Source organism: Oscillospiraceae bacterium, from assembly GCA_015067255.1.
In the GTDB taxonomy this organism is placed as follows: domain Bacteria; phylum Bacillota; class Clostridia; order Oscillospirales; family SIG519; genus SIG519.
This window is the reverse complement of the sequence record SVMS01000002.1, coordinates 1-21854: the sequence shown is the minus strand read 5'-3', so window position 1 is coordinate 21854 and position 21854 is coordinate 1. Positions and strand designations below refer to the sequence as shown.

24 protein-coding genes are annotated in these 21854 nt (G+C 33.8%); all 24 read right to left on the bottom strand.

Going from position 1 to position 21854, the window contains the following annotated elements; genetic code table 11:
- Window positions 1-49 precede the first annotated feature (49 nt).
- The 24 genes from E7480_00785 to E7480_00670 all read right to left on the bottom strand — a co-directional run bounded on the left by E7480_00785 (window position 50) and on the right by E7480_00670 (window position 20923).
- A complete protein-coding gene (locus E7480_00785; GenBank protein ID MBE6903130.1) occupies window positions 50-577 on the bottom strand; it encodes a nitroreductase in 528 nt (175 codons plus the stop codon).
- Between the two features lie 63 nt (window positions 578-640).
- A complete protein-coding gene (locus E7480_00780) occupies window positions 641-1615 on the bottom strand; it encodes a choloylglycine hydrolase family protein (protein MBE6903129.1) in 975 nt (324 codons plus the stop codon).
- 354 nt (window positions 1616-1969) lie between these two features.
- Complete coding sequence (locus E7480_00775; protein ID MBE6903128.1) at window positions 1970-3241, bottom strand: glycosyltransferase family 1 protein; 1272 nt, start codon at window positions 3239-3241, stop codon at window positions 1970-1972.
- Between the two features lie 18 nt (window positions 3242-3259).
- Window positions 3260-4366: a UDP-N-acetylglucosamine 2-epimerase (non-hydrolyzing) gene (locus tag E7480_00770; protein ID MBE6903127.1), complete on the bottom strand. Its 1107-nt coding sequence runs from the start codon at window positions 4364-4366 to the stop codon at window positions 3260-3262.
- Window positions 4367-4383: 17 nt separating this feature from the next.
- Complete coding sequence (locus E7480_00765) at window positions 4384-5658, bottom strand: LPS biosynthesis protein (GenBank protein MBE6903126.1); 1275 nt, start codon at window positions 5656-5658, stop codon at window positions 4384-4386.
- A gap of 30 nt (window positions 5659-5688) precedes the next feature.
- On the bottom strand, window positions 5689-8274 hold the full coding sequence (locus E7480_00760; GenBank protein MBE6903125.1) for a glycosyltransferase: 2586 nt from the start codon (window positions 8272-8274) through the stop codon (window positions 5689-5691).
- Between the two features lie 14 nt (window positions 8275-8288).
- Entirely contained in the window at window positions 8289-9020 is a 732-nt protein-coding gene (locus E7480_00755; protein MBE6903124.1) for an ABC transporter ATP-binding protein, read from the bottom strand.
- A gap of 69 nt (window positions 9021-9089) precedes the next feature.
- Window positions 9090-10448: a hypothetical protein gene (locus E7480_00750; protein ID MBE6903123.1), complete on the bottom strand. Its 1359-nt coding sequence runs from the start codon at window positions 10446-10448 to the stop codon at window positions 9090-9092.
- A 29-nt stretch (window positions 10449-10477) separates the two neighbouring features.
- Window positions 10478-11266: an ABC transporter permease gene (locus tag E7480_00745; protein ID MBE6903122.1), complete on the bottom strand. Its 789-nt coding sequence runs from the start codon at window positions 11264-11266 to the stop codon at window positions 10478-10480.
- A 123-nt stretch (window positions 11267-11389) separates the two neighbouring features.
- Window positions 11390-12244 carry a sugar phosphate isomerase/epimerase gene (locus E7480_00740; GenBank protein MBE6903121.1) on the bottom strand — a complete coding sequence of 285 codons (855 nt, stop codon included), beginning with the start codon at window positions 12242-12244 and terminating at the stop codon, window positions 11390-11392.
- A 10-nt stretch (window positions 12245-12254) separates the two neighbouring features.
- A complete protein-coding gene (locus E7480_00735; protein MBE6903120.1) occupies window positions 12255-13382 on the bottom strand; it encodes a citrate transporter in 1128 nt (375 codons plus the stop codon).
- 37 nt (window positions 13383-13419) lie between these two features.
- Window positions 13420-13836, bottom strand: coding sequence for a hypothetical protein (locus E7480_00730; protein ID MBE6903119.1), 417 nt, complete (start codon window positions 13834-13836; stop codon window positions 13420-13422).
- 2 nt (window positions 13837-13838) lie between these two features.
- On the bottom strand, window positions 13839-14036 hold the full coding sequence (locus tag E7480_00725; GenBank protein MBE6903118.1) for a helix-turn-helix transcriptional regulator: 198 nt from the start codon (window positions 14034-14036) through the stop codon (window positions 13839-13841).
- 135 nt (window positions 14037-14171) lie between these two features.
- Complete coding sequence (locus E7480_00720; GenBank protein MBE6903117.1) at window positions 14172-14903, bottom strand: DUF4886 domain-containing protein; 732 nt, start codon at window positions 14901-14903, stop codon at window positions 14172-14174.
- Window positions 14900-16087 carry an MFS transporter gene (locus E7480_00715; GenBank protein ID MBE6903116.1) on the bottom strand — a complete coding sequence of 396 codons (1188 nt, stop codon included), beginning with the start codon at window positions 16085-16087 and terminating at the stop codon, window positions 14900-14902. The genes E7480_00720 and E7480_00715 overlap by 4 nt, the downstream gene beginning before the upstream one ends.
- A gap of 169 nt (window positions 16088-16256) precedes the next feature.
- Window positions 16257-17024, bottom strand: a complete 768-nt coding sequence (locus tag E7480_00710; GenBank protein ID MBE6903115.1) for a hypothetical protein — start codon at window positions 17022-17024, stop codon at window positions 16257-16259.
- Window positions 17025-17214: 190 nt separating this feature from the next.
- Window positions 17215-17859, bottom strand: coding sequence for a Gfo/Idh/MocA family oxidoreductase (locus tag E7480_00705; GenBank protein ID MBE6903114.1), 645 nt, complete (start codon window positions 17857-17859; stop codon window positions 17215-17217).
- 11 nt (window positions 17860-17870) lie between these two features.
- A complete protein-coding gene (locus E7480_00700) occupies window positions 17871-18050 on the bottom strand; it encodes a hypothetical protein (protein ID MBE6903113.1) in 180 nt (59 codons plus the stop codon).
- 90 nt (window positions 18051-18140) lie between these two features.
- Complete coding sequence (locus E7480_00695; GenBank protein ID MBE6903112.1) at window positions 18141-18455, bottom strand: hypothetical protein; 315 nt, start codon at window positions 18453-18455, stop codon at window positions 18141-18143.
- 61 nt (window positions 18456-18516) lie between these two features.
- Window positions 18517-18924, bottom strand: coding sequence for a hypothetical protein (locus E7480_00690; GenBank protein MBE6903111.1), 408 nt, complete (start codon window positions 18922-18924; stop codon window positions 18517-18519).
- Window positions 18924-19172: a hypothetical protein gene (locus E7480_00685; protein MBE6903110.1), complete on the bottom strand. Its 249-nt coding sequence runs from the start codon at window positions 19170-19172 to the stop codon at window positions 18924-18926. The genes E7480_00690 and E7480_00685 overlap by 1 nt, the downstream gene beginning before the upstream one ends.
- A gap of 60 nt (window positions 19173-19232) precedes the next feature.
- A complete protein-coding gene (locus tag E7480_00680) occupies window positions 19233-19643 on the bottom strand; it encodes a hypothetical protein (protein MBE6903109.1) in 411 nt (136 codons plus the stop codon).
- 366 nt (window positions 19644-20009) lie between these two features.
- Window positions 20010-20621, bottom strand: a complete 612-nt coding sequence (locus E7480_00675; protein ID MBE6903108.1) for a hypothetical protein — start codon at window positions 20619-20621, stop codon at window positions 20010-20012.
- 143 nt (window positions 20622-20764) lie between these two features.
- Window positions 20765-20923 (bottom strand): valine--tRNA ligase, encoded by a 159-nt coding sequence (locus E7480_00670; GenBank protein ID MBE6903107.1) that lies wholly within the window; start codon window positions 20921-20923, stop codon window positions 20765-20767.
- Window positions 20924-21854 lie beyond the last annotated feature (931 nt).

Sequence of the window (21854 nt, the reverse complement as noted above, 5' to 3'; positions counted from 1 at the left end):
TAAAAACACAGCTGTAAAAAACATTTCGTTTTTTACAGCTGTTTTAAAACTATATAACAGTTATAAGCTCAGATTTATCTTTTCTTTTTTTATCACGCAATACATCATCTTCTGCGGCATATCCTAATGTAATAACCAATCGTACAGGATTATCAATATCGCAAAACTTACGGATTTTCTTATCGTCAAACCACCCTAAAATACAGGTGCTTAAGCCTTGAGCAGTTGCTTCTGCTGTTAAATATGCAGTGGCAATACCAATATCAATGGAGCGATAATCATTACCTGTAACTTTAGAGCTTAGTGCGGCAGTTCTGACATAGGGCATTTCTGAAATAACAATAAGCACAGGCGCTTTATCGGCAAATTTATTCATACCCATATCCATAGTAGCAGCAGCTACCTGTTTAGCAATCTGACCTTGACAAACAGTAAAATGATACGGTTGACCGTTGCAGGCAGAGGGAGCAAGCCTTCCTGCCTCAAGAATGGCATCAAGCTTTTCCTGTTCCACAGGCTTAGAGCTGTCATAGCTGCGGCAGGATTGACGTAATTTAGCTATTTCAGAAAAATTCATATAAAATCCTCCTTAATCTAATTTAATTATACATTACTATATGCTTTAATTCAACTGTGATATTCAATTTTGTTCTTTTATTTGCTCTTTTTTTATAAGGGGATATCGCACTAAAGAAAATCCGTCTAAATTTTCTTTATGCATATTTACTGCCGTAATCTGATGGTTTTCGTAGGTTGTATAATAATAAATTCCTTTGTCGGCATTGCAGCAGGAGGTGTAAATGGTTATTTCAAAATTTGAATTGCCAACATCACAACAGCCTCTTTGCTGTTGTACAGAGGATAAAATATGAAAAAATTGATTTACACTGTCCTCTTCCGAGTTGTCGGAAACTGAATTCATTTTAACAAAAGAGGCTCTGACAAAACGGGATTGAGAAGATAAATCACCGGGAAGTCCCAATGCACCCATACCACGACTGTACTGCTGTAATGACAGCTTATGAGAAAAATTGTTTTGAGGGTCTTTTGGCGATAAATGCATATAATTGTTTAATTGGAACAGCTGTTCGTTAAAAGGGGGATTGTTTGTCAATACACCTACAGGGTTTTGATAAATTTTTATACCTTCTTTTACAGCTTCAACAGTTATAGCTTCGTTTTTATCGGATATAAGCCAATGAAGCTGTGCCAAAGGCAGTTTGTTACTGAAAGGTGTATTTACAAGATTTATTTTTTCTAATAAGGCTTTAACTTCATTTATACAGGAACACTGTGAGAGAATAAAAGGAATAAATTCAAAAGGGGCAATATTATCTCTGTTTTCCTTTTCAGAAGGATAAAAGGCGCTTCCTACAAAATTTAGTCCCGCCATAGCAAGTCCTTTTTCATTGATGGCATCGTAATAAAGGGGATAAGAGTCCTTAACATAGGCAACTCCTATCAATGCATAGTGATTTTTAATAGTCTGTATATGCTTAAATTTAAAGGGATAATTGCGAGGTGTTATTGTAATTTCTTCAAAATAGGAAAAGTCGTAATCTAAAGTTCTTCCAAAATAAAAGTCCTTTGTTTTATAATTTATTGCCGTACACATATTTTTTTCTCCTGAAAAATAAAGTTTTTTATTTTATATTTTTCACAGGAGAAAAATTTATTATTCAAAGAGGCTGTAAAAAACGAAAGTTTTTTACAGCCTCTTTTGGTTAGGGGATAGGAAAAAATGTGCAGAATCTGTCAATTTCGCGACGACAAAGCCTTGTCGTCGGTTACCCGACGGTGTACAGAGGTACTCCGAGGGCGAAATTGGCAGATAGCATGAAACGTATATTTATTAAAAGTATTAGCAAAAAGATGTTTTTCTATTAATTTTGCTCTTTCTTTCATTAAATGATGGTATACGGTTACTTTATTTACTTGTTTTATGCGCTCTGCGCTTTTTTTACAGCCCCTAATTTTCGTATTTTGAAATGTGGTCAGTTATAGCTTTTGCTTTCATAGACCAATCGTTTTCAAGAGCCTCTTTATCAAGCAGAGCAATATACTCTTCGTTGTTTTTAAGGCTTAAAGCCTCTTCAAGCTTATTCATAAAATCGTCGTGATTTTCGCCTATGAGAATGCTTTTGTATTTGTAGCATTCGTTCATAGCAGTTGTAACAATAGGCTTGTTAAGAGCCATATATTCAAACACCTTAACAGGACTTGTAGCTCTTGTTATACTGTTGATTTTAAAAGGAATGGTAAGAACATCGCAACGTCTTGCGTAGTTTTTAAGAACCTTATAATCTCTTGGACCTAAGAAATAAATATTGCTTTCGTCATTTAAATTTTCATCATAGGACTCGTCATATTTAATTCCGAAAAGAATAATTGAATATTTATCAGTAGCAGCTATTTTTTTAATAAGGTCATAATCAAACCATTTTGCCAAAGCGCCGTAGTAGCAAATTACGGGCTTGCCTTTGTTTATAATTTCTTCAAATTCGTTTTCAAATACGTAATCCTCGTCAAAACTTTGGAAAAATGAATAGTCAACTCCGTTTGAAGAGAAAATAAGGTTTTCTTCGCCTCTGTGAGCAATAACATCTTGCTTTAAAAGCTCGGCAGTTACTACAACGTAAACATTCTTGTTTTCCATAGCATAATTGTATTTATCAATTATATTCTGAGGGATTTCTTTTGTGCCTGCAAGCTCGGGAGAAATATCGTCAATATACTCATAAATAAAGCTAAAGCCTTCTTTTATGTAGTTTTCAATGCTCTCAACTGTAAGCTTCCAGTCGGTTGAATAAAGCTGAATATATTTTGGCTTATTTATTTTTTTCAGCTCATCCATCAAAATACGGTTTAACAGAATATTGTTGTAATTTATGAGATAAAGATTATCCTTAAACTTTTTAACAGTCTTAACCTTGTCGGTCATAGTGGTAACCTCGTAAAGCACCAGACAACCGTTTTTTACAAGATTATTTGCAATATGCTGAGGTCTTTGAAAAAGGGGAACATTATATCCAAAGCTGCTTCTCCAAAGAACAATTCGCTCAATATCCGAAGAGTTGAGTATCTCACGAAGCATCACACGGTATTTCTTAGGGTTGAAGAACACCGCAAAGCTGATTTTATTGAGATAGTTAGCTACTATATAAGCGTATAATTTTTTCATAAAGCCTATAAATCCGTATTTCTTATAGACATTTACAAGCTTGGAAATTTTCTCTTTCATATAGTAGTAGCTCCTTAATTATTTGCTGAATTTTTCTATAATGGCATCAACTATTCGTTCGCTTGCATGTCCGTCGCCGTAAGGGTTTGAAGCCTTGCTCATACGGTCATATTCTGCTGTGTCGGTAAGCAAACGAATTGTTTCGTTGTAAATAACATCGCTGTTTGTACCTACAAGCTTTAAAGTACCTGCAGCAATACCTTCGGGACGTTCGGTGGTATCACGAAGGACTAAAACGGGCTTACCTAAAGAGGGAGCCTCTTCCTGAATTCCACCGCTGTCGGTAAGTATAATATGCGCTTGGTTTTGGAAGTTGTGGAAATCAAATACCTCTAAAGGCTCGATAAGCTTAACACGGTCGCAGTCACCGAAAATTTCATCTGCAGCGGCACGTACTAAGGGGTTTTTATGAATGGGGTATATTACCTTATATCCCGGCACCTCGTCAAGAACTCTACGGATACCGCGGAATATATTTCTCATAGGCTCACCTAAGTTCTCTCTGCGGTGCGCTGTGAGAAGTATCATTTTATCCCCGTCAAGCCATTCAAGCTCGGGATGAGAGTAGTTTTCATCTACAGTTGTACTCATAGCATCTATAACAGTGTTACCTGTAACATAGATTTTCTCTTCGGGAATGTTTTCTTTTAAAAGGTTGTCACGGCTTAAATCTGTAGGAGCAAAGAACATATCAGTCATACAGTCAACCATCTGACGATTCATTTCCTCGGGATAGGGAGAATACTTGTCATAGGTACGAAGACCTGCTTCAACGTGTCCTATAGCTACCTGATTGTAGAAAGCGGCAAGACCGCCCGCAAAGGTTGTAGAGGTGTCCCCGTGAACAAGCACAATATCAGGCTTAGCTTCTTTAATGACAGCATCTACGCCCGATAATGCGCCTATAGTGATATCCGAAAGTGTCTGACCCTGTTTCATCATATTAAGGTCATAATCAGGGGTTATTTTAAAGGTTTCAAGAACCTGGTCAAGCATTTCTCTGTGCTGTGCGGTAACACAAACGATGCTTTCAATCTCTTCTCTTTTTTCAAGTTCTTTAACAAGAGGCGCCATTTTGATAGCCTCAGGACGAGTGCCAAAAATACTCATTACTTTTATTTTCATAATTTTCTCCTTTGTTATTAGCCGATTTTTTCAGCTAATTCCTTTGCCTTAAGCATTGAATCTTCCATTGAATTATAAATCCAAGCACCGTATCTGCCTATTGTATAAACATTATTTTCAGCAAAATCGGCTTTAAGGGTATCAAGCTTTTTGTTAGTTTTAGTATTAATGTGAACATAAGCTGGGTCCATAATTATTGAGCAATATTCAACTAATTCTGTTAAATCGTCGGTTATGCCGATTTTCTTAAGGTTTTCTAAGGTAAGTTTCAGTTGCTTTTCAATATCTGAGCTTGTGATTTCTGCGTGCTTGTTATATCCGATTTCAATATACATACTTAGATTTTCATTTCCGAGTATATTATTATAAAATCCGCAACGGTAGAAATTACAGCTTTTATCTGCGACATACAGCCAATGCTCTTTAGTGCAAAGAGCAGAAGGCTTATTAAATCCGAGATTAAATACCAATACCTTGTTATAGGACATTTCTTCTATAAGTTCGTTGTATCCACCGGGTAATTCTAAAAACTTATTAAGAGGTATAGTATTGATAAGATATTCATATTCTACAATTTCCCCATTAGAAAGTGTAGCTGTTTTATTTTCAAAATCAATAGATGTTACCTCAGTATTGAGCAAAACTCTTTTGCTGTCAAGCTCATTATAAAGAATATCAATAAAGCTTCCTGCACCGTTTTTAGGATAGAGGAAAGATGCATTGTAAGAATTAACCTCGTGCTTTTTCATATTGCGGATAATAGCTTCTTTATCTGCATATGGGAAAAATCTACCCATAGCATCAACATCAAGCTCTTTAAGGTCAATAGCATAAAGCTTTTCATTATAAGGCTTTAAGAATTTTTCAACAATGGATTTTCCAAACTTGCCGTAAAGCATATCAAGGAAATTATCGTAGTTGTCCTTTTCTTCTTTATTGAATAAATCATAAAGACAGTCGATAAATTCTTCTTTATTTAGCTGATGAATATTTGTCTGGAAGGGAAAATCAATAAATTTGTCATCGTGCACTATTTTTGTGCATTTCTCGTTATAGATAATATCCTCAGCAGGCATTTTATCCAAGAATTTTCTTTTAAACTCTTCGGTATTGAAGTGGAAAAAATGACCCGCATAGTCCCAGACATATTCACCTTTTTTTATAGTACGGCAATAACCGCCAACCTCATTTTCCTTTTCGACAATGAGATAATCACCTTTACAGTAATTTGCAAAGGTAAGGCCAGAGATACCGGCACCGATTATAAGATGTTTAACATATCTGTTTTCCATAAAGTTTCTCCTTTGAGAATAATGTTGCAGTTATTTTTTAAATATTAAAGATGCCACAAATTTAATAAAACGATCACTTTTAACTAATAAACCGTGAGTTTTTCTATGAAGCTTCTTCATTCGTGTTGCAATTAAGGGATTGTTGTAAATTTCAGGATATTTGGAAAGCATTTTTTCAAAAGTATAATATGCCTTGCCGGATTCTAAAAATTGAATCAGAACAACATAATGCGCCACTATCATAGGTAAAATCAGTTTATTCAATACATATGATTTTTTGTATTTTGAAATATCGGAATTATAATAAAAATTGATAAGATTAAATATTACATTTTCATGCTGTTTATAATTGCGCTTGTATGAGTTTTCACTGATAGACTGATCTACTCTGCCTATAAAGTATCTGTAAATATTAAATGGATAGTATGCAATAGTCTTTGCTTTTGCAATTGAGAAAGCATCAAATTCCATATCAATATAAAAACTTTTTTCAGTTAATTTAAAGCTATCTTGAAGAATTTCTTTTCTGAAATTAGCTGTAGCAAGAATAGGTCCCCATTCAACAAAACCATAACCTTCATAACACAAATCGTCAAAGCTATAGTGTTTGGAAGGAATCATAAAAGGATATTGATTTCTTACTATGTGCATATTTTCTACAGCTCTGTCTTCTGAATAATCAGTTACAATAATATCTGCAGATTCTTTTGATAAAATATCAATAAGCTTACATAATTCTTCACTTTCTACCCAATCGTCACCGTCAATAATTCTGATGTATTTACCTTTGCATAGTTTTAAGCCTTCATTGATAGTAGAGCCGTGCCCGCCGTTTTCTTTGTCAAGAATGATAATATTGTTTTTTGAATAACGCTTTTCGAGTTCTTTGGCAACTTCGATTGTATTATCCTTTGAACCGTCGTTTACTATTATTACCTCTATTTTATTTCCGTTTTTATGTTCGAGCATAGTAAATACGCCGTGATACAAATAATCAGAAACATTATATGAAGGGATAATGATACTTAAGATTTTATCTGTTGCAATTTCTTCGGGCTTTTTAGAAACCGCTTCATAATCTGATACAGATTGAATCATTTTTATTTCTTTTGCTATAGTTTGTTCGAAGCAGCATGAATTATAAACTTTATTATGGCACGCTTCAGCAACCTCAGCAAAATAGTCGGGATTGCGATACATTTTTTCTATGAGATCTGCATAAGCAACATAATCCTCAGTATCACACAGAATTCCTTTTTCAGAAGGCAAAAATTCTGCAATAGCATCATTTTGAGATGAAATTATTGCTAAGCCGGACATAGCCGCTTCGCACATGGAAACACCTTGAGCGTCATATCTGGTAGCAAACAGACCAATACCGTTTTCTTTATGCACATTTGAAATTTGCTCATGAGTAAGAAAATGTTGGTGTAATTTTACATTTGAAAAATTCTTTATAGGATCGACAAGAACATCATAGTATTCACCGGTGCCGTAAATGTTGAATTCTAATTCATTGAAAAAATCTCTACGGCTTAATTCAAGAATAGTTCTTATATTTATATCAATAGCGTATTTATTTATATTTTCGAAACGTCTGACAAAAAATATCTTTTTACGCAATTCGGGATCTTTTTTTACAAAATTAAAATTATTTTCATCAACAAAATTCGGGATAACAACGCTGTTGTTAAATTTAATTCCAATCAGTTTTTCGCTATGATTTTTTATCCATTCAGAAACAAATACCCAATGTACATTTGGATAGTTATTATATCTTTCTATAAGCTTATCATTGTCTTTAAATTTGCTAACAAAATTCTCAGTAAGTTTAGTTTCGGGAACAAAATATTGATCTGTCATTTTTGGCCAATCCCAGTATAATGTTTCAGGACCGTGTATCCAAAAATACAGATTGGTTTTTGACATATCGCAAGCATCTAAAACTCGCGCATATTTATCGTCAAAAAAGTGTAATAATATAGTTTTGTATTTCTTTTTTGTCAAAAGCTGACGCAGATAAAAAAAGTTAGTTCTTGTAACATCAATACCTTCAAAATTATAACTGCAGGTGTTGGGGTAATCATGAGCACAAATTAAGTCAAAGCTAATACCTGACTGTTTATATGCTTTTACACGTGAATGAACAAAACCGCCAAAATATTTATTTTCTTCTGTGGGATAACTGGGGGTAATAATTAATGTTTCATTGTTGCTGTTTAATATGTTTTCAAATAAATTGCTGAAATTATCAATAGGAGATTTGGATAAAGTAATATCGGCTTTTTTTATAACAACTTCAGAATTGCGATTGATTTTAATAGAAAACAACATATTTTTTGAATTAACAACATATGTGGAAGAAGAATTAAATGATGTTTCTGATAAAATATTGCGGTCAGTGTTCAATATTTGAAGAATTGCGCCGTTTCCTTTTAATATTTCTCCATGAAAATTAACAAGAATATGCTTATATTTTTTTCTGCTAAATAACTTAGGATAAACTAAAAATCCATGAGTATCTGTAGGATTGATTAGTCTAATTGAATCCTTTTCATGTATAATTTTAATTTTATTGTTTTTAAATTTGATAAGTTTTTTATTTAATAAGTTCAAGAATAACTACCCCTTTATAATCCTAAATATTTTTTATATTCATCACAAACTTCTTTGCCACCGATTTTTTGTACAACGCCGTGTTCAATCCAAACAACAGTATCGCACATCTTTTTGACCTGCTCAAGAGAATGAGATACGAAAAGTACAGTTGTACCTCCGCCTATCATTGAAAGCATTTTAGCTTCACTTTTTGCCTGGAAGGCAATATCCCCGACAGACAGAATTTCGTCAACAATTAAAATCTCAGGCTCTACAATTGTTGCGACACTGAAAGCAAGTCTTGCGACCATACCGGAAGAAAAATTTTGAACCGGAACATCAAGAAAATCGTGAAGCTCTGAAAAATCAACTATTTCTTGAAACTTTGAATCTATAAGGCTTCTCGGATAGCCCATTATTGAGCCGTTAAGATATATATTTTCTCTGGCAGTAAGCTGAGGATCAAAGCCGGCACCAAGCTCTATCATAGGGCAGATGTTGCCATAAGCTTTAACCTCACCCTTAGTTGGCTTCATAACACCTGCAACAACCTTTAAAAGCGTTGATTTTCCTGCGCCGTTTGAGCCGATAAAGCCTATAACTTCGCCTTTTTTTACTTTAAAGCTAATATCTGATAAAGCCCAGAAATCTTTTTTGGGAGGTTTCTCTCTTTTGCTGAAAATATCAACAAACCATTGTTTAAAGGAAAACCCTTTTTCTATACCGAGATTAAAGCGCATAGAGACATTGTCAACTTCAATCATATTTTCAATATTATCCATTTTTGTCTCCTTATCCCTGAAAATAATTTATTTTAATTATAAAAATATTATTTAATCTTTTAAAATACCGTCAATAATATTTTTGAATTCTTCCTCTTTAAAGCTCGGATTTTTAAGGGGAGAAGAAAAGCTGATTTCGGTATTTTCTGTAATTTCTGATAATAATACAGTATTATAGCTTTCGAAAATATCATTCAAATACTTGATTTTATTGTGATAGTGCGGATGGCAATCATAGCATATGTTAAAAGCTTTTTTATTTAATATTCCGCTTATAAGCATACCGTGATAGCGCATATTAATTATAAAATCCAGTTGATTTATTGTATTGACGAGCATATTCAGATCGTTAGTATAGTCGCAAATTGAAACAACGTTATTATAGCTATTGCTTTGTGTTAAAGTCTTAAAATAATTTTTATCTAAATTAACATAGTTGTAAAAGGGGATAAGTACGATTTCTAATTTTGACTTATCTGAAAACTTTTCGCAAAGCTTTGATATAATTATGTTAAAGATGTTTTCGGTATTAGGGTAGCATATCCAAATAATACCCACTTTAACGGTGTCATTGTTATTTTGTTGCGGCGCAGGTAATGATGACCAAATTTTATTATAGAAAACAGGATCATTTAATAGGATTATATTGGTGATACCAAGAGATTTGAGCTTTTCTAAGGAATAAATGTCACGTATGGTAAAAGCAACACTTTTTTCGCAAACGGTTTTTAATTTGTTTATATAGTTAGCGTTAGTAAGCTCTTTATTTGAGCTGAGGCCTAAAGCGAATACTCTTTTTTCGCAAGCAATAAAACGCAAGCTTAAATCAACAAGCATATTATTTAAAGCAGTTGATTTATCATCGTAGAATCCGTCGTCAATTAATGCGCCGCCGCCCCAAACCAATGTATCAAACTCCTGAGCTAATATGTTGTAATCGAATTTAGATTTAGGATAGTGCAAAATATTAACTGCGGGCAAATGAGAATAGTCATATCCTTCGTTATCACACAATAGCACAGTAACATCGGACAATCTTTCTTTCGGAAAATAAGATAAAATAGTCTGAAGCATAAGCTCATCGCCTAAATTATCAGCACCGTAAAAACCAACTAATAATATTCGCTTGGATTTTAGTTTACTAAGCTCTAAATACATTAATTCATGATTGACATATTGGTTTTCTTTCTTAAGACTGTTAGCCGTATTAATAATTGTATTAATATTTGCATTAGCAATATTTAAATTTTCTTCTAATCTTTTAGTTTTTTCAATATTTTCATTAAGTCTGGCGGTAAGCTCAGCAATAGTTGCTTGTTGCTGATTGAATAATTGATTTTGGTTTTCGGTTATTATATTAACACGGCCATCGAAAAAAGATTTAATTTTTTTCTTTATCAGAAAAATCACTCACCTGTTCTTTTTGATTAAATGGGAGATTATACATAATAAATAAATTTATCCTGTTTTTTCTTGAAAATAAACACGCCTAAGAATAAGAATACCAATGCGAATGCCATACAGTAAATCCAGGCATTAATTCCAGGAACGGTATGATAAAGCATAATTTGTCTTGCAAAATAAGTAAACCAATACATAGGATTAAGCTTAAAGAAGAAAAGTAAAACGGGATTATCAATTATTGCAATATCGTACATAATAGGAGTAAGGTATGTCCAAAGAGAGATAACTATACCGTAAATATAGAACATATCACGCAAAAATACCGAAACGGTAGCAAGAATCATACTGAAGCCTAAAGTGAATAAAAACAGGCATACGTATACGTAGGGGAGTAAAAGATGATACCAGTTGATGCCTGTGCCTGTTGCCAATAAAATGATGTAAAGAGGAATTTGACTTAACAAAAAGTTAATTCCGACAAAAATACATTTTGAAAGAGGGAAGATGTATTTAGGCATATAAACCTTGTTGATAAGACTAAAGTTTGCAACTACACTGCTCATAGAGAGGTTTGAAGCTTCACTGAAATAGTTGAATATAACAAGACCGCTCATAAGATATGCAAGATAGTTGACACCGGGAGTTGTAAATTTAAAAACGTTTGTAAAAACAAGTGCCATAACCGCCATTGTGAGAAGAGGGTACAAAAGACTCCACAAAACGCCTAAAACACTTCTTTTATATTTAACTTTAAAATCACGGGAAACCAACTGCTTAAGCAAGAAGTTGTATTTTTTCCAAACATATTTGATATTATTAAACACTTATTAAAACCACCTTTTTGACTAAGGTATTTATATATTATTAAAGTATACCATAAATATCCTGTTATATCAAGTCAAATTTACAAAAACAGCAGTGTGAAGGCGTACACCTTCACACTGCTGTTAAAATATATTTACAAGTTTTTTTGACGCACAGGCTAAATTTTTAATGCCGTCAAATACGTTTTCTTTTGTATAAGCTTTTAAATAACCGTAGGCTTCAAGAGTTAAATAGCCTTTATAACCGATTTTTTTAAGGCTGTTTACCATAGCAATAAAGTCGATATCCATAGAAAAAGGAATTTGATGACAATCGTGCCATTTGTCATTATCGTGAATATGCAGTGCTTCAAGACGGGAGCCTAAAGCTTCAATCATCTCTGTACAGGAGGTGTTAAGACCTCGCATTTCAGAATGTCCGATATCAAGGCAGGCAACAAAAGAGCTGTCATTTACTATCTCTAAAAGAGAATTAAAGCTGTCAGGAGTGGCGCAAGCGGCAAAGGAAGCTTGGTCTTTTTCGTTGTCCCATTTCCACATATTTTCAGTGGCAATTTTGACATTATGCTCCTTTGCAAAGGGGAGAAGCTCGAGATACATCTCTGCGCTTTCTTCAATAGGGGAATGGTTTTTAGGGTGTATAACGCAAATTTTCGCCCCCGCCTCCGCAGTACATTCAATAGCACGTTTTAGATATGAGCAAATTTGATTTACATAAGTGGGATAAGGGGCGTGGGCCTGATTGCAGACAATGCCGTTGTCAAGTCCGATTTGTTTCAGCTTTCTTGCAAAAGCTAAATAATTATCACTTGCCAAAGGGTGATTGCTTTCTAAAAGAAGCTTTGATGAGGAGTCGTATCGGCACATATCAAACATAGAGAAATCCCATGCATCAAAGCCTGCTTTAGCAATATATTCAATAGCTTTTTCTTCGCCGACAATTTTAGAGGCAGAATTTATTTCAGTTGAAATTTTCATAGTAACACCTTTAAATAAAAAATAGCTTTGCCGCAAAAGTCATAATTAAAAGAAAGATAATATTAATAACAGTAAACATAATAAAATAGTGTTTGCTGTGTCCGGGATATAAAATACGGTATTCGCTGAAAGTGATAAGACTGGCAAGAGATGCAATAATAGTACCCGTACCGCCTATGTTAACGCCTAAAAGTAAAGAGGGATAATCTGTAGTGAAACGGGAGAGCAATATAGCCGACGGAACGTTGCTGATAAACTGACAGGATAGAATTGATACCAATAGAGTATCTTTTTGCAAAAGTGAAGAAATGAAAATATCAACTGCTTCAATTCGGGATAAATTACCTGCAAAAATAAAGAAAAAGAAAAAAGTACCAAGCAGCGAATAATCCACCATCAACAATGATTCCCGGTCAACAAAAAACAGTATAACAGGAATTATAATAAGACCGAGTAAAAAAGGAATAACACGAAATACAATGAGAATTGAAATTAAAAACAAAACTAAATACAATACGGTTTTTTTAATATTCAGCTTTTCGGAAAAAGTGTCATTAATACTGAATTTTATGGGCTTTATGGGAATACAAGCAAGTAAAAGCAGGAAAATAGCCAATAAAAAGGGGAACAGCATAATTTTACAAAATTCGCCGGTAGGGATATGAAAATAGGAATACAAATATAAATTTTGAGGATTTCCAAAGGGCGTCAGCATTCCTCCGAGGTTGGCGGATATATTTTGCAAAATAAAAAGATATGCCATATATTTTGTCTTATTTGTAACGGACAAGGCAAAATAACCTAAGGGCAAAAAGGTAATAAGAGCCATATCGTTGGCAATAACCATAGAGCCTATAAAGGTTATGACAATAAGCAAAATAAATAAGGAACGCAAATTGCCTGCAAAAGCAACAAGCTTGCGGGCAAGTATAGTGAAAAATTTAATATTGCGAAGCGCACACACTACAGCTAAAGTCAGAAAAAGACATGCAAGAGTTTTCCAATCAAAATAGGACAGATATTGTGCGTCGGGTGTAACAAAAAAAGAAGTTACAAGCGCCGCCAAAGCTGAAATTAAAAAAACAAAATTGCTTTTTATAAATTTAATTGTTTTATTTTTTATCTTTATTTTATCCATAAATCATCGCCTGAAAGAAATTTGTTGAGTTTAAATGTCAGGATTTCTTACGTATTATGAAATAGCTTATCCAATACACTACCAGAATGAAGCAAACGTTAGCACCGAGAATAGAAGCAAGCTCGGATTTGTTTAAAATTTGTAAAATTATAATAGCAATACAAGCTACCATTACGTATATCATAAAGGAGATGCTTTTAGCTTTGTTTGCAATTGCGATATTACGCTCATCGTTTTCTGCAATTTGTTGCTTTTTAATTGTTTCTTCATTTTTGGTAATTAAAAAATAATTTCTCATACGAACAATGCCGATAACAACAAGAGCAAAGCCAAAAGAGGAGAGAAAATCATTTTGAGTATTGATTATATTGAAAACAATAATCATACATAAGCCTAAAACAATATAGCTTATAGCAATAAATAATCTGATTTTTAATTTTTTTCTGAAATCCATAATTAATCCTCCGTAAAAATAAATACATCTTCTATTTTCATAGAAAAGTATTTTGAAATTTTAAAAGCAAGCTGTAAAGATGCGTTGTATTTGCCGTTTTCTAAAGAAATAATGGTCTGTCGGGTAACACCAACAGCACTTGCCAAATCGTCTTGAGTAACATTTTTATTTTTTCGCAATTCTTTTATTTTGTTATCCAAGAAATCACCTCCGTAAAAAGTAAAGTATACTTTACTTTAGCATTATATATGAAAAATAATTAAATGTCAAGTATATTTTACATTTTGATATGAGAAAAGGGATGTATAAAACTTTTTTACATCCCTTTGTATATTTTAGTTGCAAACGGAGTTTACAGCATCAATGATTTTTGATGTTTTTTCAAAATCAAAATCCATAAAAGGTATCGCTAAAACAGGCACTCCGGTAAGAACTCTCAACCAGGTGGCTGCTGCCGCATATCTGCCGTAATCTAATGATAAATGAAAGCCGTCACGGCATAAAGACAAAGCACCGTTTTGATAGTCAAATTCAGGAAGATTTTCTCTTATATGCTGAATTACTTTGCCAACGGGAATTATTTCAGCATTAATACTGTCAGCCATTTGAGTAGCTGTAGCTGTTATTTTATCAAACATTATTTTCTGATTGCTTTCATAGCTGACAAAACCGCCGTGGTCTGAATCTGTTTCATAAGCCCAGGTCTGATGAAATAAAATTTTTGTAAAAGGGCAAAGCTCTCTGATGTAAGATGATAAATTCTTAAGATACGGCTTATAAGTTTCAGGAATACCGCTGAAATGACTTGCCTGTTGTAAGGTAATAACATCCCAATTTTCCAATTTGATAGCCTGTAAAATGCTTATTTTTTCTCCTGTTTGATTGCCGTTTTTCTCTAAATCATAAAAAGCGTTGTTGTTAACTGCATTGTTCCAATGAGTTTCGAGGTCACAGCCGCCGATATAAAGATTTACTGTTTCTATTTCAAAGCCTTGTTGCTTTGCTAATTGATGAAGCCATTGATGAGCATCCTGCGAAAAACTGTTTCCTATAGATAATATTTTCATATTTTCACCGTATTAAATTGATTCTTTTTATTTTTAACTACAATTTCATGGGCAACAAACATTGTTATCAGAAGCATAAGCTGATATATAGGGAGAAGTGAAATAGAAATATAATCAGCTATCACACCGAATATAGGAGGCATTATTAAAAATCCTGTATAGGCAAATGCCATTTCCACACCAATTATTGCCTGAGATTTGTCTTTGCCGAATACATCAGGTGTCATATGTATAATACAAGGATATATAGGTGCGCAGCCAAACCCGATAACGATAAAGCCTATTAGTGCAAACAGCGAGTTGAAGGGAATAAGAAGAAGTATAATTCCTGCGGTTATAATTACAATTCCCGTTCTGATTAAAGTTTTATCTTGAAATTTCATAGCAAGAAAACCGTTAATCAATCTGCCGACTGTAAGCCCGATATATGACATACTTGCAAGCCACGCCGCCGTTTCAGGTAAAATTGACCATTTCTGAACAAGATAGCTGCTTGTCCAAAGAGATGTGGTGAGCTCTAATGAGCAGGAGCAAAAGAAAGTCAAAAAACAAGGAATAGTACTTTTCATAGTAAATATTTCTTTAAATGAAAGAGCTTTTGATGCTAAAGCATTTTCATTATTTTCTTTGCTTTCTGTACCTTTTTTCCATATAGGTAAACTCGTAAAAACAAAAACTGACAGTATTGCCTGAATGACAGCAACAATCAAATAGCCATAGTTCCAGCTGTTTAATTTCACAAGGGAAAAACTCATAATATAGGGACTTATTGAAGCGCCTAAGCCCCACATACAGTGAAGCCAACTCATATGCTGAGCTTTGTAGTGTAAAGCTACATAGTTGTTTAATATGGAATCAACACCGCCCGCACCGAGACCGTAAGGTATAGCCCACAAAATCAGCATACAAAATTGATTGCTTATGGAAAATCCGAATAGGCCAAGCGCTGTTAAAGCTATACTTACAGCGGTAACATTTCCTGCGCCGAATTTATGTAACAGTTTACCGCTGTAAAGACTTGACAGTATTGTTCCAATAAAAATAACCATTGATATAATACCTGCAAAGGATACAGGAACATTTATTTCTAAATGTAATACAGGCCAGGCTGAACCCAATAGTGAATCGGGCAAACCAAGACTTATAAAACAAACATATATAAGCGCTAACAATAAGCTTCCCATAGATTATTAACCTCAGTTTCTTCACATTTTAATATCAAAGCTCTGATTTGCTGTTTCAACAAAAAAGAGCTAATTGGTTATTGATGAAGTCAGGGGTCCAATACCCCAGCCAACTCAATGACCTAAGCTCTGTATTATTGTACGAAAAATAAATAAAAATGTCAATATATTAAATATTCAATTCAATATGCAGTCCGAAATGGTCAGAGGGATATTTCCCGTCAATTGTATCGGTAATTATTGTTTGATTAACAGGTATTATATTTTCGTCAATAAAGCAATAATCAATATGCTCAGATTCAACTGTATCAGGATCATAGCCGTGATAGGTAGTACGTAAATCGTTTGCAGTCAATGCATTTACATCTCTGAAATTTTTAATCATTTGTGTATATCCTGCACTGTCGGGAGTCATATTGAAATCTCCGACAATAAGGGTTTGAAGGTCTGATATTTTTTTAGCGTAATCAAAAATTAAATTTGCACTTTTAATTTGACCACTATCGCCAAAGCCGAAATGAGTATTCATAAAGGTAAACTCTTTACCGCTTTTTTTATCCTTTAAAATAACGTATACGCACATACGGTAACAATTATATAATTCATCCCATCCACGTGATTCTACCTCAGGCGTATCGGAAAGCCAGAAATATCCCGTTTTTAATAGAGAGAATTTGTCCTTGCGCCATAATATAGGAGAAGCTTCGATATCTGTTGTAAGATTACGATATTTTAAAAACATATCGTATTCGTTACCGTAATATTTCTTTATATAAGGTTCCCAAGCGGGTCTGTACTCCTGAAAACCAATTATATCTGCACTATAACGTGAAGTGACCTCCAAAAGCCTTGGAGCACGTTCAGCAATAGAGTTTTGATTTATATCGTCACAGCATCGAATATTAAAGCTTATAACATCAAGTTTCATAAATATCATTCCTTTTAAGATTATTTTAAAGAAAATAAACAAAAAGGTCAAGTTCTTTTGTTGTTAAAAGTTTTTTATATATTGAATTTTGTTTTAAAAAAGATATAATAGAAAAAACGTACTGATTGTACGTTTTTTTGTTGTGATAACAATAAAGCTATTAAATATTCTTCGTGTCAGGCGAGGCAGGATTTCATTTTTAAATAGCAGTGGTTGTATTGTTTGTTTTTTTCTGTTTTCCGCTACCCATAAATCCTACAATTGTAATCGGAAGTCCAAAGAACAGATATACAGGAAAAGAAATTGTACCAATCAAATAGAGTATAGCAGCAAGCTTGGATGTACTGCTTTTTTTGCCTGCATAGGCAATCCAATCGATTAAGCATCCAATAATAAATGCAATAATATGTATACAGAGCAATACCAAGATTACATAAAGAACTGTTGCTACGGTAGAATTCATACCAAGAATGTTAAATGCTAATTCAAAGTATGCGCCAATGGCATCTATAAAATCAGCACCGCCTGCAAGGGCAGGATTCATTAGTCTTGACTCAGGGTATTGGTCGCACTTAAAGGCAATCACGCCCGATAAAGCCTGTATTTTACCTATTTTGCCATCCTTTATCCAGCTGAGCGCCTTTTGCATTGAGGGGACAAAACGGGTCCACATAGCCTCCATAAGAAACAAACCTTGACTTTTGGCTAATTCAAAAAGCTCACAGGCATCTTTCTGTGTCAATACCATCGGCTTTTCGCATAATACGTTTTTACCGTTTTCAAGACAAGCCTTTATATTTTCATAGTGAAAATTGTGAGTTGTAGCAATATATACTATATCAATATCATCACTTGCTAAAAGACTTTCATAGCTGCAAAAGCGGGGATGTTATTTTTCAGCGCAAAACTTTCTGCCTTTTCTATCGTTTTACTTGCTACAGCTACTGTTTCAGCAGTGTCTGTAAGCTTTACTGCACGTGCAAAATGCTCCGCAATTGCGCCTGCACCCATTATTCCAAATCTGATTTTAGACATTTTTATTCTCCTGAAAATTATTAAAGGGATATAATCTTATCTGTATGAGGATTAGCGTCGTTTACCACAGTAAACACTATTTATGCGAAGTTATAGATTTTTAATTTCTTCTTCTGACATTTCAATATATCTATTATCTACAAACATAGTTTCGGTTGTATCTTGTAGCTTTGATATAAGTTTTCTTGTATCAATATCAAATTGCAAGTGTTCATTTTCGCCATAGCTATTTCTTGCCACACAAATAAATTCTCCGGTGTCCCAATTTATATCAAAGCATGTGACAATTTTCGTACCGTCAGTAACATCAAAAAAACATTCTTGATTATCAATAATTGATTCATATATAAATTGAAACAAAGCGTCCTTGCTGATTTTTATAATTCTGTATTTTCCTTCGGGAATGTTTTTTTCTTTTTTCTTGAAAATTGACATTATTTCACCGCCTTTTAAGCCTTACACAGATTTAGCTCTTGTGTTTCCAACCACACTCATTATTGATAAAATCAGGTAACGATTCTATATAATCCAGGTCATCATCATAAAACACCATATACACAATTTCGTTTTCTTCATCATTTGTGGCTATTAAAATAACTCTTTTTGGATAATAAAGTTCATATTCCTCTATGGATAAAGCACGGAAAAGGTAACCGTTTATTTTTGCTGTGGGTTCACAAGTATATTCGTCAACACTCATTGGATCGTTTTGAAAAGTATACGTTGTATCTAATAAGGCTTTCTGCGACATATACATATTCTCATCATATTTGCAAATTAAAGTGTAAACATCACAGGAGAAAATCATCTGGGAGGAAAAATAGTTATAATAATCAATTTTAATGGGTTGAGCTATTTCGGATAATGATGGCATTACAGTATCTTTATCTTTAACATAAGCGAAATAACCTTGATAGAACGTTTTAGGTTGGAAAAGGTCGCAAGAGCAGATAGAAAGATTGCAGAAAGCAGCATTATAATAAATGCCAATGCGAAATAGGCGTTAAATAAAAAGTTAGCAAATAACAATTTGACACCAAAGGCAATAACAACAAATGGAACAACCACCGAAAAGACAAACGCTAAAATTCGTGATTTTGTGAAACGTTTTGCTGTATCCATAGTGCTCCTCCATTTTTAAATTTTATTGTATTATAAAATGACTAAATTTTGGAAATGCCACTAATCAAAATCAATATCTAAATTGTATATTCCGTACCCATTATCGTTTTTTACAATTTCAATTTCCGCTTCGATAATTTTATCGGAAACCGCTATTTTCATTTTCAAACTGTATGTAGAACCACCAACCGAACTATCATACCATGACGATTTAAATCCGGTATATTTTTCAATATTTATGCTTGCAAAATCAACATCGTTTTCATTTTCCAAGGCTTCAAAAAACTCTTGGAGGTCTGCAGGGCGTTTGGGATGCAAAAATTCTTCTGCCGCCTCATAATCTTCAGCCTCTATTTTTTCAAAAAATCCATTTATATGAGATTTTGCTTCATCGCCTGAAATGCCGCCGGAACAAGCAGAAAGCACAAAAACACACATAAAGGCTAAAAATATACTCATAAGTTTTTTCATCTTATCACCGCCTTTGATTAATTATAGCATAAAACAATAGATTAAACAAGATAGATTACTCTTTCGGTCGGTCGAATCCATCTTGACGGAGATTTTGGTGATATTTCGCCGTTGGCGGAATAAAAAAATCACACCACAGGTGTGGATGTAATCAATGCGAAGCATTGTATGTAATTGCAACGAAAAGTTGCGTATGTAATCAAGCCGAAGAGGGAACAATATACAAGGCTAACACCTTGATGACATACAGTTTGCAAAGCAAACTGATTACATTCCGCTATCGCGGATTACATACCAATCCTTCGGCTTGGATAAATAAAAACAGCACCCGATTTGGTGCTGTTTTTATTTGGCTGTTCCGAACCATTATGATGCCACATATGCAAAATCAGAAATTAATTCATCGGTTTTTTTATTATATAATTTTCCGTCTTTTGAATAAAAGTTTTTATTCTCATCGGAACAGTTTATATTTACAACCGAATGATAAAATGTGATACTGCCGTCATCATTGATGTGCGGATAATATTTATCCATAACAACATATTCAATTATCTCAATATTTTCTCCGATATTTAAATTGAATACAATATCTTCTACCACATAATCCTCAGAAATATCAAATTCATCGATATTGCCACCAAATACAGCATTGTATTCACTTTCTTCCGGTGCGTTCATATATAAATCAGCAAGATTAATAGAAAAAGGTGTAGGAACTCCGCGCCCATAATATCCACCCATTCGTTTAATAGGTATGCCGTTATAATCATCGGGAATTGTAATTTCTAAGTTTTCAGTATATTCCGTACAGTTATATCCGCCAACAAAGCAACAGTTTGCAGTTTTATTTACGGCAATATAAAACCCGTCTATTTCTGTATAATCAGAGTAAAGCAAGGAAGTTTCTTCCAAAACGCAACCCGAAAAACAAAGCGTTAAACAAATCGTTAATATCATAGCTAAAATTTTTCTCACTGTCATTAACCTCCTTTGTCTTTAATTATAGCATAAACCCAAGAATTAAGCAAGATATCATATGTTTCGGTCGTTCGAATCCACCTTGACGGAGGTTTTATATTCGTCTGCGTAGCAGACGCCGAAGCATTTAGATGTCAAGTTTATTTCAAATCAAAATCACCGTTTTTTAACCGTCTTTTTAAATCTTCAAAAATTTTTTCATCCTCTTTCGTTTTTGGTAATTCTGATTTCCCGTATTTTTTAACATATTCTTCTTCTGCTGTATCGTCTAAAACCATATATAATATTTCTTCGTTCAATTACTTTTCTCCTTTAATTTTATAGTTTTTAGTGAAGCGCAAGGCTTTGCCTTGTGTGAAGTTATGGCTTACGCCATAGTGAAGTATTGTGCTACGCACAAAATGAAGTTAAGTGTGCCACCCACGCCCGCAGGCACTTCACTTGCCGAAGGTATACTTCACGCACCGAAGGTGTGCTTATCGTGCCGCAAGGCACACTTAGTTCCACCAAACAAAAAAGACACCCTGAAGGTGTCTTTTTTGTTTGGCTGTTGCGAACCATTTAGATGCCACTTTCTTTTTTGAAAAAACAAGCCGAAATCATCGTAATTTTATTATTTTTTCAAAAAATTTTTTCTCTTGGTCATTAAAAACTAATTCTTGTTTTGGTTCTTCGCCTTTGACTTCAAGACTTGTGTAAAATCGCAGAAATTTTCGATAGTCATCCTGTGACATTTCAATTTCCGTAGCTCTGCGAAATCGTTGTACCACAAGGTAATCTTCGGTTGCTTTTTTAAATGATTTCCATTCGTTTTCTTCTTCCAATTCTGGATGGCGATATAAGTGTTTATAAAATTGTTTCGCTAAATGATAGAAGTCAAATCTTTTTAATATGAGGTGTTGAGATGCTCACATATTTCTCGCATTGATAGCCAGCGTTCCACTGCCATTATTGCATCCCTGCCTTTCAATTATTTTTTATTTGATTTCCTCATATTTGATGTTTTTTCTTTCATTCCAAACATAGTCAACGAAGAGTTCCCAATTCATTTTGATTTGGTCAAAAACATCGATTTTAATATCTTGTTCGCTCTCCTTTGGCGGCCAAGGCGAGAGGATGATCTCCCACTCACACTTATGTCTTCCATAAATCTTTCGAAGGCAGTCCAGCCTTCAAGGTCACTAAATTCCCGAGGTATTCCGCCTACAAGAAATTCAACCTTTTTGTCAT